At 59.5% G+C, this 16,922-nt stretch carries 20 protein-coding genes; 11 read left to right on the forward strand and 9 right to left on the reverse strand.

Annotation, left to right across the window (positions count from 1 at the left end):
* Positions 1-30: 30 nt before the first annotated feature.
* The 3 genes from rsmI to gshB all read left to right on the forward strand — a co-directional run bounded on the left by rsmI (position 31) and on the right by gshB (position 2,316).
* A complete protein-coding gene (gene rsmI, locus ACG9DO_RS10325; RefSeq protein ID WP_394727593.1) occupies positions 31-891 on the forward strand; it encodes a 16S rRNA (cytidine(1402)-2'-O)-methyltransferase in 861 nt (286 codons plus the stop codon).
* Positions 888-1,238, forward strand: coding sequence for a YraN family protein (locus ACG9DO_RS10330; RefSeq protein ID WP_394727595.1), 351 nt, complete (start codon positions 888-890; stop codon positions 1,236-1,238). The genes rsmI and ACG9DO_RS10330 overlap by 4 nt, the downstream gene beginning before the upstream one ends.
* 127 nt (positions 1,239-1,365) lie before the next feature.
* Positions 1,366-2,316 carry a glutathione synthase gene (gene gshB / locus ACG9DO_RS10335; protein ID WP_394727597.1) on the forward strand — a complete coding sequence of 317 codons (951 nt, stop codon included), beginning with the start codon at positions 1,366-1,368 and terminating at the stop codon, positions 2,314-2,316.
* Positions 2,317-2,378: 62 nt separating this feature from the next.
* On the opposite strand, the gene ACG9DO_RS10340 is transcribed toward gshB, so the two are convergent.
* The 4 genes from ACG9DO_RS10340 to hemW form a co-directional block, all read right to left on the reverse strand.
* Positions 2,379-3,278 (reverse strand): hypothetical protein, encoded by a 900-nt coding sequence (locus ACG9DO_RS10340; protein WP_394727599.1) that lies wholly within the window; start codon positions 3,276-3,278, stop codon positions 2,379-2,381.
* A 230-nt stretch (positions 3,279-3,508) separates the two neighbouring features.
* Entirely contained in the window at positions 3,509-4,264 is a 756-nt protein-coding gene (locus tag ACG9DO_RS10345) for a hypothetical protein (RefSeq protein WP_394727601.1), read from the reverse strand.
* 5 nt (positions 4,265-4,269) lie between these two features.
* Positions 4,270-5,190, reverse strand: coding sequence for a tyrosine recombinase XerC (locus ACG9DO_RS10350; protein ID WP_394727603.1), 921 nt, complete (start codon positions 5,188-5,190; stop codon positions 4,270-4,272).
* Complete coding sequence (gene hemW / locus ACG9DO_RS10355; protein WP_394727605.1) at positions 5,187-6,338, reverse strand: radical SAM family heme chaperone HemW; 1,152 nt, start codon at positions 6,336-6,338, stop codon at positions 5,187-5,189. The genes ACG9DO_RS10350 and hemW overlap by 4 nt, the downstream gene beginning before the upstream one ends.
* A gap of 51 nt (positions 6,339-6,389) precedes the next feature.
* On the opposite strand from hemW, the gene ACG9DO_RS10360 reads away from it, so the two are divergent.
* On the forward strand, positions 6,390-6,911 hold the full coding sequence (locus tag ACG9DO_RS10360) for a CAP family protein (protein WP_394727607.1): 522 nt from the start codon (positions 6,390-6,392) through the stop codon (positions 6,909-6,911).
* Here the strand turns inward: ACG9DO_RS10360 and rdgB are convergent.
* Both rdgB and rph read right to left on the reverse strand, forming a co-directional pair.
* Entirely contained in the window at positions 6,908-7,537 is a 630-nt protein-coding gene (gene rdgB / locus ACG9DO_RS10365; RefSeq protein ID WP_394727609.1) for an RdgB/HAM1 family non-canonical purine NTP pyrophosphatase, read from the reverse strand. The genes ACG9DO_RS10360 and rdgB overlap by 4 nt on opposite strands.
* Positions 7,534-8,247 carry a ribonuclease PH gene (gene rph / locus ACG9DO_RS10370; protein ID WP_394727611.1) on the reverse strand — a complete coding sequence of 238 codons (714 nt, stop codon included), beginning with the start codon at positions 8,245-8,247 and terminating at the stop codon, positions 7,534-7,536. The genes rdgB and rph overlap by 4 nt, the downstream gene beginning before the upstream one ends.
* Positions 8,248-8,332: 85 nt before the next feature.
* Here rph and hrcA point away from each other — a divergent pair, with 85 nt between their 5' ends.
* The 4 genes from hrcA to ACG9DO_RS10390 all read left to right on the forward strand — a co-directional run bounded on the left by hrcA (position 8,333) and on the right by ACG9DO_RS10390 (position 11,074).
* The gene (gene hrcA, locus ACG9DO_RS10375) at positions 8,333-9,376 is read left to right on the forward strand and encodes a heat-inducible transcriptional repressor HrcA (protein ID WP_394727613.1); all 1,044 of its coding nucleotides are present in this window, start codon (positions 8,333-8,335) and stop codon (positions 9,374-9,376) included.
* Between the two features lie 19 nt (positions 9,377-9,395).
* Positions 9,396-9,971, forward strand: coding sequence for a nucleotide exchange factor GrpE (gene grpE, locus ACG9DO_RS10380; protein ID WP_394727615.1), 576 nt, complete (start codon positions 9,396-9,398; stop codon positions 9,969-9,971).
* Between the two features lie 10 nt (positions 9,972-9,981).
* The gene (locus tag ACG9DO_RS10385; RefSeq protein WP_394727617.1) at positions 9,982-10,257 is read left to right on the forward strand and encodes a hypothetical protein; all 276 of its coding nucleotides are present in this window, start codon (positions 9,982-9,984) and stop codon (positions 10,255-10,257) included.
* 142 nt (positions 10,258-10,399) lie between these two features.
* A complete protein-coding gene (locus tag ACG9DO_RS10390; protein WP_394727619.1) occupies positions 10,400-11,074 on the forward strand; it encodes an OmpW family protein in 675 nt (224 codons plus the stop codon).
* 71 nt (positions 11,075-11,145) lie between these two features.
* On the opposite strand, the gene ACG9DO_RS10395 is transcribed toward ACG9DO_RS10390, so the two are convergent.
* From ACG9DO_RS10395 to ACG9DO_RS10405, 3 genes are read right to left on the reverse strand one after another with little or no spacing between them, the layout of a single operon-like run.
* Positions 11,146-11,643, reverse strand: a complete 498-nt coding sequence (locus ACG9DO_RS10395; protein ID WP_394727621.1) for a GNAT family N-acetyltransferase — start codon at positions 11,641-11,643, stop codon at positions 11,146-11,148.
* Positions 11,640-12,131, reverse strand: coding sequence for a vgr related protein (locus ACG9DO_RS10400; protein ID WP_394727624.1), 492 nt, complete (start codon positions 12,129-12,131; stop codon positions 11,640-11,642). Before ACG9DO_RS10400 ends, ACG9DO_RS10395 begins: the two co-directional genes overlap by 4 nt.
* A 5-nt stretch (positions 12,132-12,136) precedes the next feature.
* Positions 12,137-12,640: a copper chaperone PCu(A)C gene (locus ACG9DO_RS10405; protein ID WP_394727626.1), complete on the reverse strand. Its 504-nt coding sequence runs from the start codon at positions 12,638-12,640 to the stop codon at positions 12,137-12,139.
* 165 nt (positions 12,641-12,805) lie between these two features.
* On the opposite strand from ACG9DO_RS10405, the gene dnaK reads away from it, so the two are divergent.
* The 3 genes from dnaK (at position 12,806) to ACG9DO_RS10420 (ending at position 16,917) form a co-directional block, all read left to right on the forward strand.
* Positions 12,806-14,734 (forward strand): molecular chaperone DnaK, encoded by a 1,929-nt coding sequence (dnaK, locus tag ACG9DO_RS10410; RefSeq protein ID WP_394727628.1) that lies wholly within the window; start codon positions 12,806-12,808, stop codon positions 14,732-14,734.
* Positions 14,735-14,813: 79 nt separating this feature from the next.
* Positions 14,814-15,947: a molecular chaperone DnaJ gene (dnaJ, locus tag ACG9DO_RS10415; protein WP_394727630.1), complete on the forward strand. Its 1,134-nt coding sequence runs from the start codon at positions 14,814-14,816 to the stop codon at positions 15,945-15,947.
* A gap of 82 nt (positions 15,948-16,029) precedes the next feature.
* Positions 16,030-16,917: an MBL fold metallo-hydrolase gene (locus ACG9DO_RS10420; RefSeq protein WP_394727632.1), complete on the forward strand. Its 888-nt coding sequence runs from the start codon at positions 16,030-16,032 to the stop codon at positions 16,915-16,917.
* Positions 16,918-16,922 lie beyond the last annotated feature (5 nt).

Here is a 16,922-nt window from a genome sequence, read left to right on the forward strand (position 1 = left end):
CCCTACCTTACTCGCTCAATAGTGCCGCCAGTGAGCAGCACCTCTCCCGAACCCGCGACGAACGAGTCCCTCCCAGCAGGCCTCTATATAGTCGCGACCCCGATTGGCAATCTTGGCGATATAACGCTCCGTGCAATCGACGTGTTGAAGCGCTGCGACCGCGTCGCGTGCGAAGACACCCGCGTGACCGGCAAGCTGTTGAAGCATTTGGGTATCTCAAAGCCGTTACAGCGTTATGACGATCATGCCTTGGACAGCGTACGCGACCGGCTGATCGCGCAGATGCGCAGCGAAGCGATTACGCTGGTCAGCGATGCGGGGACGCCGCTGGTCTCGGACCCGGGTTACGATCTTGTAAGGCTGGCGCGCGAGGCGGGGGTTTCAGTCACGACCATTCCCGGCGCTTGCGCGGCGATTGCTGGTCTTACGCTCTCGGGCCTTCCCAATGACCGGTTTCTGTTTGCGGGCTTCCTGCCGGTGAAGGAGAAGGCGCGGGGAGAGGCATTGGCAGAGCTTGCGGGCGTGCAGGCGACATTGGTGTTTTACGAAAGCGGGCCGCGTCTGGTGAAATCACTCACTGCAATTGGAGAAGTATTGCCCGGACGCGAAGTCGCGGTCGCGCGCGAGCTGACCAAGCTGCACGAGGAATGCCGCACTGGCAGCGCTGGTGATCTCGCCGCACATTACACAGCGCATCCTCCCAAGGGAGAGATCGTACTGCTGGTCGGCCCGCCGGCGCATGTCGAGGCGAGCGCGGAGGATGCGGATGGGATGCTGCGCGAAGCGCTTGCGACGATGAAGACCTCGCAAGCGGCGGCCCATGTAGCCAAGGCCACCGGGCTGGACCGCAAGCAGCTTTATGCCCGCGCGATGGAACTCAAGGACCAGTGAGAAGGCAACAGGCCGAGCGGCGAGGGCGGCAGGGCGAAGATCGCGCCGCCGCGTGGCTGACGCTCAAAGGCTGGCGGATCCTCGCACGCCGGGTGAAGACTCCGCGTGGGGAGATCGACCTCATTGCCAGGCGCGCAGGCGTTGTCGCCTTCATCGAAGTCAAGTGGCGCGCGAAGAAAGCCGATCTCGATACCGCCATTGACGAATACCGTCTGTCGCGCGTCGCAGCCGCTGTCGAATGCGTCGCGCATGAATATGCGAACGGCGGTGAAGACATACGAATTGATGTGATCCTGCTTGCACCTGCGAGCTTGCCACGCCACATCGTCAATGCATGGATGCCTTGAGCAATTCCTTGCTTCGTCATTGCGAGGAGCGTAGCGACGAAGCAATCCAGAAATGGTGAGCGCGAGGCTCTGGATTGCTTCGCCCAAAGCGAGTTTGGTCTCGCAATGACGACCGGAGATTTAGAGCGTGTCCCTCAGAGTAGCCGTCCAGATGGACCCGATCGAAACCGTCAATATCGCGGGCGACAGCTCGTTCGCGCTGATCGAAGCGGCGCAGAAGCGCGGGCACATTTGCTACGAATACCATGTCGAAAGCCTCAGCCTCGACGAGAACGACCGGTTGTTCGCGAAATGCTATCCGGTCACGGTTCAGCGCGTCCAAGGCGACCATGTGACCAAGGGCGATCCCGTTAGGCTTGATCTCGGCAAGGATATCGACGTCGTCCTGATGCGGCAGGATCCGCCCTTCCACATGGGCTATATCACCGCGACGCATCTGCTTGAGCGCATCCGGGGCGAGACGCTGGTGGTCAACGATCCGGTCAGCGTGCGCAACGCGCCGGAAAAGGTGATGGTGCTCAATTACCGCCAGTTCATGCCGCCGACGCTGGTCACGCGCTCGGTCGATGAAGCGCGCGCCTTCATGGAAGAGCATGGCGCGCTGGTGATGAAGCCCATCCACGGCAATGGCGGCAAGGCGATCTTCCGCATTCCGGAAAATGGCGAGAACCTGACCGCGCTGTTCGAAGTGTTCAACCAGACCTGGCCAGAGCCGCACATGCTCCAGCCCTTCCTTCCCGAAGTGGCCGAGGGCGACAAGCGCATCGTGCTGGTCGATGGCGTGGTCGCAGGCGCGATCAACCGCATTCCGGGCAAGGGCGAGTTTCGTAGCAACCTCGCGATGGGCGGGAGCGCGGAAGCAACCGAGCTGACGGAGCGCGAGCGCGAGATTTGCGAGGCGATGGGGCCGGAGCTGAAGCGGCTCGGGCTGGTGTTTGTCGGGATCGACGTGATTGGGGGCAAGTACCTTACCGAGATCAATGTAACCTCACCTACGGGAATCATGGCGATCGACAAGTTCAACGGCACCGATACGCCGGGGATGATCTGGGACGCGATTGAGGCGCGGTTGGGTTAGTCCGCTTTTGGGAAGGCGTGATTGTTGCGCTAGACACTGCTTCTGGGGTGGAAAGCTGACATTCACTTCCCTTCGGATTTTAGTGCCGCGCAGCCCATGTCTAGGGCATACATTTGCCAGCCAGCGACCGCGGCTTCTCTCGTTCGATCTGAACCACCGTTGACGATCGATCCTCCAAATCCGGTTATCTTATTGAGCACTGCGTCAAGACCATCCACTACTAGGTTAGGTTGATAGTGCCGCGTGGCCTCGAAAGCGGCAGGTGAACGATTTTCCAACGATATTGAAGGAGTCCGCAAAGGTCGGTGGTCCTCCATTTGCGATACCATTGCAGGCACAGCATCTGCGCCCAGATCTATGAGTGAATCGAAGACCCGCTGCTGCTGGACACCGCTCACTACTCCAAGTTGTGCGATCAGATCAGAAACTTCCTCAAAGTGAGGAAGCGAAGTGTCAGTTTGCCAACCATTGGTAATGCTGGATTGGCGAGCAACCTCGTGGCGAATTGCATCGATTGTGTCTTCATCCGAAGAACGCAAAGCGTCAGGCGAATAGCCTGCAAAATATAGACCGATGGGGCCTTCATCGACTTGAGTGAGAAATAGAATGGCTGGCTTTCCCGCAAGATTTGCCATCAACTCCATAGTCGGCTTGTGAGGAGCATCGGAGGGAAAATGTCGGAGTGAAACGTGATCATCATTTCCACCTTTGATCCATGCTTCCACTAACAGAGGTATTTCTACGTATTGTGGACTTGCGCTGCTGGCTTCCTCGACCAAGAGCGTCGATGTGAAGTCCATGCGAGCAATTAGAATATGGTCTGATGCAGCAACCAAGTTAGCCAGATCAACATCTACCGGGCAGTCGGCTAACCTAGCATCCGATTGGGCAGATGTGCATGCCGCCAACATCGCACCTGTCACGCCAAGTGAAATGAGTCGACGAATGGAATGTCTCAACATTCTCGTAATATAGGCGGACACAGCAAACGTCCGCAATTGGGTCGTTAGCAGACTGTCCGCTTTTTGGGTGAATCACCTCTTCTTCGCTCTCAGATGCGCGTCGCCGCTCGTCACCCTGAACCCTTCAATGAACTCAGGACAGAATTGTTTCAGGGCCCATTCCTCGACACGCTCAGGTGCTGGTGGACTGATGGATGCTGAAATGAATTCAGCATAACGGGTCAACCCCCTCACGACTTGAGCAATGCGTCCAGTTTCTCCTGCAGCGAAATCAGCATCGCCTCTCGCTCCGCATAGGACATGAGCACACTGCCACTGCGGCCCGAATTATCGAAAAAGTCATTGAGGAATGACTGGTTGCTGCGCATGCGCTGCACGTCGCAGCTCGGCTTCCAGCGGTAACCCTCGCCGCTCAGCCAGGTCCAATCGCCGGCATAATCCGTTTCGCGAGGGACCGACGTCACGCTGATCGCGTCGGGATGGCGGTTGGACAGCCGGTAGATTTCATTGGTGCGTTCCGCATGACTGCTGCGCAACGCGTCGCGGAACAGGATGTATTGGCGCAGTTCCTGCTTGAGCTCATCGCTCCTCAACCGGTCAAACCGGCCCGTCCCGATGAGTTCGTTGAGGACCGGCAGTTCATCCGAACCAAGCCGATAGATATGCGACAGGGCAACCGCCTCGCACTCCGCGTCGGACAGCGGCCTTGCGACCTCGAGCGAGTAGATCACGGGCTGGACCGCCGTCAGCAAATCGGTGCGGTTCTGGAAGATACGCTTCTCTTCCTTCACGGCGGCAAGCAGCACAGCGGTTTCGTCGGAAAGCCGCTTCAGGATCTGCCGCTCATCCTGTCGCTGCTCGCGCTCATTATTCCAGTTTGCCGCCTGAATGCCGAGGAAAACACCGACGAGCACGATGACGATCTCGATACCGACCGCAAACCAGTTCTGCTCTTTCAAATGTTGGCTTATCCGGCGTAGCAACATTCGTCTCACCCCTTCTTCTTCTTCTTCGCGTCTCTGGTGGCACGCGGATGCGCGTCGCGGTAGTTTTCCAGCATCGTTGCCGCATCGACCTTGGTGTAGATCTGCGTTGAGCCGAGCGAGGCGTGGCCGAGCAGTTCCTGCAAGCTCCTGAGGTCAACGCCAGCCCCCAGCAGATGCGTTGCAAAGCTGTGCCGCAATGCATGGGGGGTCGCGGTGTCCGGCAGGCCGAGCATTTTCCTCGCCCTTGCCATCGCTTTCTGCACCACGTTCTGACTGAGCGGCCCGCCTTTCGCGCCGCGAAACAGCGCTTCGTCAGCGGGCAATGGCCAAGGGCACTTCGCGGTGTAGGCGGCGACGGCCTCCGCGCAGATCGGCAGAATCGGGACGAGCCGCTGCTTGTTCCCCTTGCCGGTCACTTGCAGCACTTCGCCCAGCGGCGCATCGCGCCCTTTCAGCGAGAGCGCCTCGGCAATCCGCAGGCCTGAACCGTAGAGAAGCAGCAGCACCGCACGGTCCCGCGCGCCGATCCAGTCCTCAGCAGCCGAGCCTTTAACCAGCTCCGCCACATTCGTTGCTTCGTCAGGGGTAAGCGGGCGGGGCAGCCCTTTCTTGAGGCGCGGGCCGCGCACCCTTGGCGCTGATGGGTCGATCTCGCCTGACTGCTCGCGCGCGAACGCAATAAAGGCCTTCAATGCGGACAGCTCGCGCGTCGCGCTGGCATTGCCGATGCCCTCTGCCCGCCGCTTCGCCAACTGCGCGCGCAGGTCCCGCGCATCGAGCCTGGCAACGGCTGGCCAATCCTCCAGCCCGCGCGCTTCCAGCAAGCGATTGGCGCTCGCGACATAGGCGCGCACCGTGTGGGGCGAGCGGCGGCGCGAATGGGTCAGATGCTGGCCCCATGCCTCGAGCAGGTCGGCCTTCGTCATGATGTGACCATCTCATCGCTGACCAGCTCGGCCAGCAGAGCATCGAGCACCGGCCGGCCCTTCGTTGTCACGCCAACGCGCTCCCCATTCTGCCAGATCAGGCCGAGGCCTTTATGCAAATCCACCTTGCTCTGAACGAGCAAGCGATCGCGCGGAATTCCGAGGCGCTGTTCCAACGCCGCGAAGTCAATTCCCTCAGTCAGCCGCAGACCCATGAGGATCGCTTCGGATGCCTGCTCGCTCTGGGTGAGGTCTCGCGAAAACTTGGTGCCGTCTGAGTGCGTCTGGACCGCTTCGAGAAAGGCTTCGGGGCGCTTGTGCCGTTCTGTGGCGGCGCCCGCGCGGCGCCCATGCGCGCCAGGGCCGATCCCGCAATAATCCTCGTAACGCCAATAGGTTAGGTTGTGGCGGCTTTCCTCGCCCGGCCTTGCGTGGTTGGACGTTTCATAGGCGGGAAGGCCAGCGCTTTCTGTCAACTCCTGCGTCAGCGCGAACAGCTCTGCAGCCGGATCATCCTCCAAAGGCGTTATATTTCCTAGCCTTACTTCGGTCTGGAAACGCGTGCCCGGCTCAATCGTCAGCTGGTAGAGCGAGAGATGCGAGGTCCCGAAACCGAGTGCTCTCGTCAACTGTTTGCACCAATGTTCCGGGGCCTGACCGGGTAGGGCATAGATCAGGTCAAAACTGACGCGAGTGAAGTGTTCCTGAGCGGTTTCAAGTGCTTGCAGCGCTTCCTCGACCCCGTGAAGCCGCCCGAGAAATCGCAAGGTATCGTCCTCAAGAGACTGAATACCAAGCGAAACCCGGTTGACGCCCGCGTGTGCAAGGTCAGCGAAGTTGGCCGCTTCGACCGAGGACGGATTGGCCTCGAGAGTTATCTCAATATCGTTCGCAAAGCCCCATAAACGCTCAGCTTCTTCAAGCAGAGCGCCTACGAGAGCAGGGGGCATCAGCGAGGGCGTCCCGCCGCCGAAGAAGATCGAGGTGAGCGCCTCTCCTCCCCCAATCCCGGCCTCATGCCGCATGTCCGCGACAAGCGCGTCCTGCCAGCGACCAAAGTCCACGCTCTCGCGCACATGACTGTTGAAGTCGCAATAGGGGCACTTCTTCGCACAGAACGGCCAGTGGATATAGAGGGCGCGTGCCATAACCTTTCCATTTCAGCCTTTGTTAAGGGCTTGAAGTCAAGTCTTCAGGTCATGAAGACGGGTCGAATTCTTGCAGCTTCCGGTGCGATACTGGCGCTTTCGCTCAGCGCCAATGTGCAGGCCGAGCGCCCGCAGAACCGCTTCGCCGCTGAGCTGCTCGACGCTCACAATGAAGAGCGTGCGGAATTTGGCGCGCCGGAGCTCAAGTGGAGCCAGCGGCTTGCCAGGGAGGCTGAGCAATGGGCCCAGGCGATCGCGCGTGAGGGACGCATGCGCCATGCCTCGATCGACGAGCGCGGCGGCGCGGGAGAGAACCTGTGGATGGGCAGCGCGGGGAATTATTCAGCGTCCTTCATGGTGCGCGCCTTTGCCGAGGAAAAGCGCCACTTCCGTCCCGGCGAATTTCCCGATATTTCGCGCACAGGCAACTGGCGGGACGTCGGGCATTACACGCAAGTTGTGTGGCATGAGACGCGCGAAGTAGGCTGCGCGGTGGCGCGAAACCAACGCGATGATTTCCTGGTCTGCCGTTACTGGCCAGCGGGCAATATCTACGGGCGCGAAATCCGTTAATTGCCGAACTGCTCGGTAACGAGCTTGGCGAAGGCATCGGCGCGGTGGCTGATCGCATGCTTGGCCTCTGGTTCGATCTCAGCGAAGGTCAGATCCGATCCTTTCGGTACGAACACCGGGTCATAGCCAAAGCCCATGGTCCCGCGCGGCGGCCAAGTAAGCGAGCCTGCACATTTGCCTTCGTAGACCGCGCTTTCGCCATCAGGCCACGCAATTGCGAGGACGCAATGGAAGGCGGCGCTGCGGTCCACGTCAGCGCCGAGCTCCTGCAGCATCCCTTCGACCTTGCCCATCGCCATGTACCAGTCGCGGCCCGGCTCGCCTTCGAACCATTGCCGCTCGGCCCAGTCGGCGGTGTAGACCCCCGGCCTGCCGCCCAGTGCATCAACCGAGAGTCCGCTGTCATCCGCGAGGGACACTATTCCTGACGCTTCGGCTGAGGCGCGCGCCTTGATCAGCGCATTCTCGACGAAACTCTTGCCGGTTTCCGGTGGCTCGGGCAGCCCGAGCGAACCGGCGGACAGGCACTTTAGCCCATGCGGCTCCAGCAGCGCGGCAATTTCCTTGAGCTTGCCAGCATTATGCGTCGCGATCACGATCGATCCGCTGCCGAGCCGCCGGGTCATTTCACCGCGTTCCGCTGTGCCGCGAAAATCTGATCGCAGCCCATCCGGCCGAGGCGAAGCAATCGAAGCAGGCCTTCCTCGTCATAGGTTGCGCCCTCAGCCGTCGCCTGAACCTCGGCGATTTGCCCGCCTTCAATCAGTACGAAATTGGCGTCGGCCTCTGCGTTCGAATCTTCCGGGTAATCGAGGTCGAGCACCGGCGTACCCTGGTAAATGCCGCAGCTGATTGCGGCGACCTGAGCGGTAATCGGATCCTCCTTGATCTCGCCTGCGGCAATCAGGCTGTTGATCGCAAGGCGAAGCGCCACCCACGCCCCGGAGATCGACGCAGTGCGAGTGCCGCCATCAGCCTGAATCACGTCGCAATCCAATGTAATCTGCCGCTCGCCGAGCTTCTGGAGATCGACCACTGCGCGCAAGCTCCGCCCGATCAAGCGCTGGATTTCCTGGGTCCGGCCCGATTGCTTGCCGCGCGCGGCTTCGCGCTGGCTACGCGTGTGAGTCGAGCGCGGCAGCATCGAGTACTCGCCTGTCACCCAGCCTTCACCCTTGCCGCGCAGCCACGGCGGAATGCGCTCTTCAACGCTGGCGGTGCACAGTACGCGCGTATCGCCAAAGCTGATCAGGCAGGAGCCCTCGGCATGTTTGGTAAAGCCGGTCTCGATCGTGATGGCGCGCATTTCGTCAGGCGCGCGTCCGGAAGGTCGCATGAATTATCCCTATCGTTCGACTCGTTATGCCCCGCGTTAGGCGCTGGAGGCTTGAGGCTGCAAGAGGACACGCTAGATAGAGCTTATGTCATCACCGCCCATCTCTGAACTGACTGACCGCGCGAGGGAGATTTTCCGCCTCGTGGTGGAAAGTTACATTGAGACGGGACAGCCGGTTGGATCTAAGACGCTCGCCAGTGACGGTACCCTCAACCTCTCGTCAGCCTCGATCCGGTCAGTGCTGGCCGAACTGGAGCAAGGCGGATTGCTCGCGGCACCTCATACCAGCGCAGGCCGTCTTCCCACCGAAACGGGCCTGCGGCTGTTTGTCGATGGTATGATGCGGGTGGCTGAGCCTACGCCGGAGGAACGTGCGCAAATCGAGACGCGGCTCGCTGGACCCGGGCCGATCGAGCAGGCGCTCGAAAAGACAAGCACAATGCTGTCTGACCTGACGGGTGCTGCGGGGATGGTGATGGTGCCGCGCCGTGAAGAGCGCCTTGCGCAATTCTCCATGGTACCGCTGGGACAGGGCAGGGCGCTCGCAGTCCTGGTGAGCGAAGACGGCTCGGTTGAGAACCGCGTTGTGGAATTGGGGCTGAGCGCAGCGCCTTCTTCGCTTGAGCAAGCCTCGAACTATGTTACCTCGCGGCTAGCCGGGCGCACACTTGGTGAAGCGGCGAGCTTGATTGCGCGTGAGATCAAGGCTGGCAAGTCGCAGCTCGACAGCGCGAGCAGTGACCTTGTCGAGCGCGGCCTTGCGGTCTGGAGCGAAGATGCGGCCAGGCGGCCCGTGCTGATCGTGCGCGGTCAGGCCAACCTGCTCGACGACGATGCTATGAACGATATCGAACGGGTGCGCTCGCTCATCGACGACCTCGAGAACAAGCAATCGGTGGCGGAACTGCTGGAAAGCGCGCGCGAAGCTGAAGCAACCCGGATTTTCATCGGCAGCGAGAACCGACTGTTCGCGCTTTCTGGCTCCTCAGTCATCGCCTCACCCTACCGAGATCGCGAAGGAAGAGTAGTCGGTGTATTGGGCGTAATTGGACCGACGAGGTTGAATTACGCGCGCGTCGTCCCCATGGTGGATTTAACCGCCCGATCACTGGGCAAGCTCATCGGATAGATGGACGGAAAAACATTCAATGAACGAGAACGACAAGCCGCAGGATGAAGCGGTGGCGGATGAACTCAAAGGTGTGCCGGAGGAATTCCTCGATGATGGCAAGCCGGAAGAAGGCGAAAGCGAAAACGACGCGCTCGCCTCTCTGCGTGCTGATTTGGAAGCCGCGAAGCAGGATGTGCTCTATGCACAGGCAGAAACACAGAATGTCCGCCGGCGCATGGAAAAGGACATTCAGGACGCGCGCGCCTATGCTGCGACCGGCTTTGCCCGCGATGTGCTGAGCGTGTGGGACAATCTTTCGCGCGCGGTGCAGGCAATTCCTGCAGAACTGCGCGAAGACGACAAGATGAAAGGTCTTGTGGTTGGCATCGAAGCGACGCAGCGCGAACTCGAGAAAGTGTTCCACCAGCATGGCATCACGCGGATTGCCGCGGTGGGCTTGCCGCTCGACCCGAACCAGCATCAGGCGATGATCGAAGTGCCTAGTGCAGAAGCTGAGCCGGGCACAGTGGTACAGGAAATGCAGAGCGGCTGGATGATCAAGGACCGCTTGCTGCGCCCCGCCATGGTCGGCGTAGCGAAGCAGCCAGAGTAGGCGCTGCGCGATGATCATCCATGCGCGCATTGATCTGACTGGCGTCGACCTTGAGAAGTTCGAAGCTTATGAAGCTGCCGTGATCCCGCTGCTTGAGCGGTACGGGATCACGATGGCAGAGCGATTGCGGGCAGAGGATGGCTCATGCGAGGTGCATGTGCTCGACGTGCCGGAAATGGCGGCGATGGAGCGTTTTCGCGCCGATGATGATCGCGCCAAGATTCAGCATCTGTGGGATGAATCCGGAGCAAGCGGCACCATTACGCATATGGCACGAATTGGCTGAATAGCGCGAGATTTGAACCGTGTGACATAAATTCTACTCCTCCACTCCGAATTTCGGGAACTCGATATAACATATCACGTTCTGAGCATCGGACGGGGATTGGAGAGGCGCAGAGGCGACCTCTCATCATTGGAGTAGTTTAATGAAAAAGGTTTGTTTGTCGGCAGTCGCAGCATTGGCCGCAAGCGTATCCGCACCCGCTTTGGCGCAGGACGACCGTGCTGGTTCGATCCAGGTCAAGGCTTTCGCCACGGCTGTATTTGCTGACGCTGAAATCACCGACGTAGAACTTGACGACTTTGGTCTTCCGGCAGGCACCCAGAGTGCGGCGAACGACAATGTCACGCCGACTGTCGCGATCGAATACTTCCTCAGCAACAACTTCTCGCTTGAGACCATTGCCGGTGTCACGCAGCATGACGTTGACGGCCGGGGCGCACTTGACGGCGCAGAACTCGTCTCAGACTTGCGGATCATCCCTGCGACGCTGACGGCCAAGTATCACTTTGATCTTGGTGAAGGTTTCAAGCCGTATATCGGAGCGGGCCCAGCATACTTCATCATCTTCAACGATGATGCGGGCGCGGACGTTGCTGCTCTGGGTGTGACTGATGTCGACCTGACAAATGAATTCGGCATTGCGCTGCAGGCTGGTGCTGACATCGAACTCAACGAAGGCTTCGGCCTGTCGATCGACGCGAAGCGTTATTTCATCGACACCGATGCGCGCTTCTTCGTGGACAGCACGGAGATCATCCGCACCGAGCACAAGCTCGACCCGTGGGTGGTGAGCGCAGGGGCCTATTTCCGCTTCTAAGTTCAGTTCTTACTGAATTGTTCGGGGCGTTCCTCCTGGTGAGGGACGCCCCTTTACTTTGCTTCAGCGATCTAGAGATCCATCACCATCTGCATGTTGCAGCGCTCGTACGGGGTTTCCCATGCCTCGTCGTTCGATAAATCGCGGAAGCCCGTCTTGCGGTAGAGATGCGTTGCGGCTTCGAGCTGGTCATTGGTTTCAAGCCAGATTGCATCGGCTCCGTGCTCGCGTGCAAATTCGATCAGCCTGGCAAGGATTGCGCTGCCGATACCCATGCGCTGGGCTGAGAGGTCGGTCGACATCTTCACGATTTCAAACCAGCTCCTGCCATCATCCGGCGCGAGCGCTGCAGGCAGGATTGCACCTGTTCCGATAACCCAGCCATTGGCCTCTGCAATGGCGATATAGCCGCCTTTTGCGAGGATCGCCGATTGCGGCTTTTCGAGCTGGACCTTGTCCTTTTCCTCCATCGCAAACAGGCTATCGATCCATTGCCGGTTAAGGCCCGCAAACGCTGCCGCGTCGCGCGGTTCAAATGGCCGAATGATATAATCGAGCTTTTTCGTCATTCCCTCTCCCCGAAATCGACAAGTAACTCATAAGCGGCCTTGTCAGCAACTCCGGGAATCTTCACTCCATTCCTGAGCAGGAAGGCATGTTCCACGATCCTGGCCTGCTGTTCGATGCCGTAGCGTTCGAGCTTCCAACCTGGCTTCAAGCTATAGTCATAGCGCGCCCAGGGCATCCGGCGCGTGACGAGGTACCAGGGGCCACGCGTCTGCGTCTGCCAAACATGTGTCATCTCATGGATGAAATGCGACTGGAGGACGAGGCTCGCCGATGAGAAATCGTCGCAGTAATTGCGGCCCATCGGGTGGAAATGAATATGCCCGCGCGGTGCCATCGTCACATGGCGCGGCTGAAACGGAAACCATTTTCGGCGACGGATCGTAACTTGCGAATAATCGATCGCACCCGCGAACACGCTACGCGCCAGAGTTATCTCGCCTGATGTAAGTGGCCGCTCCCCGCCAACGGGGCAGAAGGTCGCGGCCATATCTGTCAGCGTTCTTCTCCGGCAGCGCGCACTTCAGCGGGGAATGTCTGCGTCGCGCCACCTGACACAGTGAGCGTCACGTCCACGCTGCCTCCCGGCGCGACGGTGCCGGGAAGGCCAAACACCATGATGTGCTTCTCGCCCGGTTTGAATTCGAGCTTATCACCTTTGGTGATGCCGATGGGAAGCGCTTCCATCATCTGCATCTTGCCTTCGAATTCGTTGTAATCGTGCAGCATTGTGCTCTCAGCCCCGGCAACTTCGGCCTTGCGGATCGTAAGCGCACGCTCGCCGTCATAGCTCAAGTCAAAATAGACCGCGGCAGGGTTGCCGGCGACAGGAGCAAGGACAAGCCTTGCATTTTCGACAGACATTCCGGGGACGCCGGTTTCTCCAGCGACTTCCTCTGCGGGTGCTTCCCCGCCGCTGCAAGCAGCGACAGACATGGCAAGCGCCACGGCGCTGAGCGGCGCTACGACCGACGATCGGAGATTCTGTGCAATTTTCACCTATTTACTCCCCTATTGGAACAGCTGTGAAAACTAGAGGCGTCGCGCCCTTGTGCCAAGCAAAACCGCACCTATATCCGCTTCACAAAAGAGCTGCCGAGGGGTTTCGCCACTTGCGGGGAACCAAACGCGCAGCGTCCAACATGCAGACGGAATGGGGAAACCATGGCCAAAGTAATCGGTATCGACCTCGGCACCACCAACTCGTGCGTTGCCGTTATGGATGGGGGCAAACCCAAAGTTATTGAGAATTCGGAAGGCGCGCGCACCACGCCTTCGATCGTTGCGTTCACCAAGGATGGTGAGCGTCTGATCGGTCAGCCTGCCAAGCGCCAGGCTGTAACCAATCCGGACAACACCTTGTTCGCAATCAAGCGTCTGATCGGTCGCCGGTTCGATGATCCGCTGACCAAGAAGGACATGGAGCTTGTCCCTTATGACATCGTCAAGGGCAAGAATGGCGATGCGTGGGTCGAAGCGGGCGGCGAGGAGTATTCACCGTCGCAGATTTCCGCCTTCATCCTCCAGAAGATGAAGGAAACCGCTGAGAGCTATCTCGGTGAAGACGTAAAGCAGGCGGTCATCACCGTTCCGGCTTACTTCAACGACGCGCAGCGCCAGGCGACCAAGGATGCAGGCCAGATTGCCGGTCTGGAAGTCCTGCGCATCATCAACGAACCAACCGCAGCAGCACTCGCTTACGGCCTCGACAAGGAAGACGGGAAGACCATTGCTGTCTATGACCTTGGCGGCGGTACGTTCGACATCTCGATCCTCGAGATCGGTGACGGCGTGTTTGAAGTGAAGTCGACCAATGGCGACACCTTCCTCGGCGGTGAAGACTTCGACAGCGCTATCGTTGAATGGTTGGCGGACCAGTTCAAGAAGAAAGAGAGCATGGACCTGAAGACGGACAAGCTCGCGCTGCAACGTCTGAAGGAAGCGGCTGAAAAGGCGAAGATAGAGCTTTCCAGCTCAGCCACGACCGAGATCAACCTGCCGTTCATCACCGCGCGCATGGAAGGTGGCTCGTCCACACCGCTGCATCTGGTCGAAACGCTCAGCCGTTCGGACCTTGAGAAGCTCGTCGGCGATCTGATCCAGCGTACGCTGGAACCGTGCAAGAAGGCTCTTGCTGATGCAGGAGTCTCGAAGAACGATATCGACGAAGTGATCCTCGTTGGCGGGATGACCCGCATGCCCAAGGTTCGCGAAGTGGTCGAAGGATTCTTCGGTTCCAAGCCGCATACCGGCGTGAACCCGGATGAAGTTGTCGCCATGGGCGCAGCGATCCAGGCAGGCGTACTTCAGGGCGACGTCAAGGACGTATTGCTGCTCGACGTGACGCCGCTGTCGCTCGGTATCGAAACGCTGGGCGGTGTCTTCACTCGCATGATCGATCGCAACACGACGATCCCGACAAAGAAGGCGCAGACCTACTCGACGGCAGAAGACAACCAGAACGCTGTGACGATCCGAGTCTTTCAGGGCGAACGCGAGATGGCGGCTGACAACAAGCTGCTGGGCCAGTTTGACCTCGTTGGCATCCCGCCGGCACCGCGCGGTGTTCCGCAGATCGAAGTTACCTTCGATATCGACGCGAACGGCATCGTGAACGTCTCGGCCAAGGACAAGGGTACAGGCAAGGAACAGCAGATCCGGATCCAGGCCTCTGGCGGTCTCAGCGATGCTGACATCGACCAGATGGTGCAGGACGCCGAGAAGTTTGCTGAAGAGGACAAGAAGCGGCGTGAGACCGCAGAGGCGCGCAACCAGGCCGACAGTCTTGTCCATGCGACGGAGAAGCAGCTCGAAGAGCATGGCGACAAGATCGACGCAGACACCAAGTCCGCCGTTGAGGCCGCGCTCGCTGAAGCCAAGACCGCGCTTGAAGGCGATGATGTCACGGCGATCAACGCCAAGGCACAGGCTCTGACCGAAGCGGCCATGAAGATGGGCCAGCAGATCTACGAGAAGGAGCAGGCGAGCGCTGCCCCGCAAGAGGGCGCTGGTGACGCTTCTGCTGCTACTGACAGTGACGAAGACGTGGTCGACGCTGAATTCTCTGAGGTCGACGAAGACAAGAAGGACTGATGTCCTGATGAAAACCAAGACCGCCGCTGGTGCATTGTGCGCTGGCGGCGGTTAGACGTTCGGACGGATTGGGGTCACGATGTCTGCAACCGAGATCGACTTTTACCAGCTGCTCGAGGTCTCCCGCGATGCTGACGGGGGAACCATCAAGAGTGCCTATCGCAAGTTGGCGATGAAGTTTCATCCGGATCGCAATCCGGGCGATGCCGAGGCTGAGGCGAAGTTCAAGGCGATCAGCGCTGCCTACGACTGCCTTAAGGACCCGCAGAAACGTGCTGCCTATGACCGTTTCGGTCATGCTGCCTTTACCGAAGGCATGGCTGGCGGCGGTGGCGGCAGAGGGCATCCCGGCGCAGACTTTGGTGACATCGGCGATATCTTCGAGACCATTTTCGGGAGTGCGTTCGGCGGCGGTGCCGGCCGTCAGCAGGCCCGGCGCGGGGCTGATCTGCGCTACAATCTCGACATTACGCTTGATGAAGCATTCCATGGCAGGGAGACGCAGATCGAGATCGAGGTCTCGGCCGAATGTGATACCTGCGATGGTTCGGGCGCAGAGCCGGGCACGAGCGAGCGTCGCTGCAATTTATGTAATGGCCAGGGTGCAGTGCGTGCGAAGCAAGGCTTCTTTGTGGTCGAGCGCCCATGCCCGACCTGCCATGGTCGCGGGGTTGTTATCGAAACGCCGTGCAGTGAATGTCGCGGAGAAGGCCGCGTCGACAAGGTGCAGGCGCTGGAAGTCACGATCCCGCCGGGTGTCGACACCGGAACCCGGATTCGCCTGGCAGGGCGAGGAGAGGCGGGACCGCATGGTTCCCCGCCGGGCGACCTCTACATTTTCGTCCAGGTGCGCCCGCATAATGTGTTTGAGCGGCAGGGCACGACCCTTGCGACACGTGTGCCTTTGAGCTTCACTACCGCTGCGCTTGGCGGTTCGATCGATATTCCGGATCTCGACGGTTCGACCAACACAGTCGAGATTCCGGCAGGGATTCAATCTGGCAAGCAGTTGCGCGTGCGCGGTGCGGGCATGCCCGTATTGCAGGGCCGCGGTCGCGGCGATCTCGTCGTCGAGGTTGCGGTCGAGACGCCCACAAAGCTTACCAAGAAGCAGAAGGAGCTCCTCCAGCAATTCCGCGAGACGGAAACTGGCGAGGAATGCCCTGAGAGCCGCGGATTCTTTGAAACTCTGAAAAACGCGTTCGGCGGCTGACGTTGGAAATCGGCCGGCGCTAGCTCGACTCATCGCTCTCTGCGGCCTAGGCAGTCGGTCTATCTGACGGAAGGATTGTCTGATGAAGCTGCGCCTGATCGCCCCACTTTTCGCCGCCACTTTCATGGTAACACCCGCATTGGCTCAGCAGGATATGAGCAATGTTCAAATCACCACTGAAGAGGTCGCACCCGGAATCGCGTTCCTGTTTGGGGAAGGCGGCAATATTGGCGTGAGCCACGGCAAAGACGCGACCATCCTGATTGACGATCAATTCGCACCGCTTACCGCAAAGATCGAAGCCGCGGTCGCAGAGCTGGGCGCTGAACCGGCCAGATACGTGATCAACACGCACTGGCATTTTGACCATACTGGCGGGAACGAGAATCTCGGCAACAAAGGCGCGACAATTATTGCGCATGATGAAGTGCGCGTGCGCCTTATCAAGGGCAGTCCTGAGGGAAGCCGCTTTCCCGTACCGCCTGCGCCCGCCGAAGCCTTGCCAGTGATTACCTATGATCGCGGAATTACCCTGCACCAGAATGGCGATACGATCGACGTGATGTTCCTGGGCGGCGGGCACACCGATGGGGACAGTATTGTCATCTGGCGCGAAAAGAATGTCGTCCACATGGGCGATCTCTATTTCAACATATCGGGCTGGCCTTTCGTCGATACGGAATCGGGCGGCAATGTGATGAACCTGCTGTTCTCGCTCGACATGGCGCTGGCCATGATGGATGACCAGACCAAAGTCATCCCGGGTCATGGTCCGATGTCGAACAAACGCGAATTGCTCGCTTACCGCAACATTCTGGGTGAAGCGGTGACCCGCATTCGTGCGCTCAAGGACTCTGGCAGCACGCTGGAAGAAGCGCAGGCAGCAAAGCCGCTGGACAGTTTCGCGCGCGGCAGCGGATTCATCGACGCTGACGCATTCATCGCATTTACTTGGCAAAGTCTCGCCTGAAGCAG

This window comes from Altererythrobacter sp. GH1-8 (assembly GCF_043702085.1).
Lineage (GTDB): Bacteria > Pseudomonadota > Alphaproteobacteria > Sphingomonadales > Sphingomonadaceae > Erythrobacter.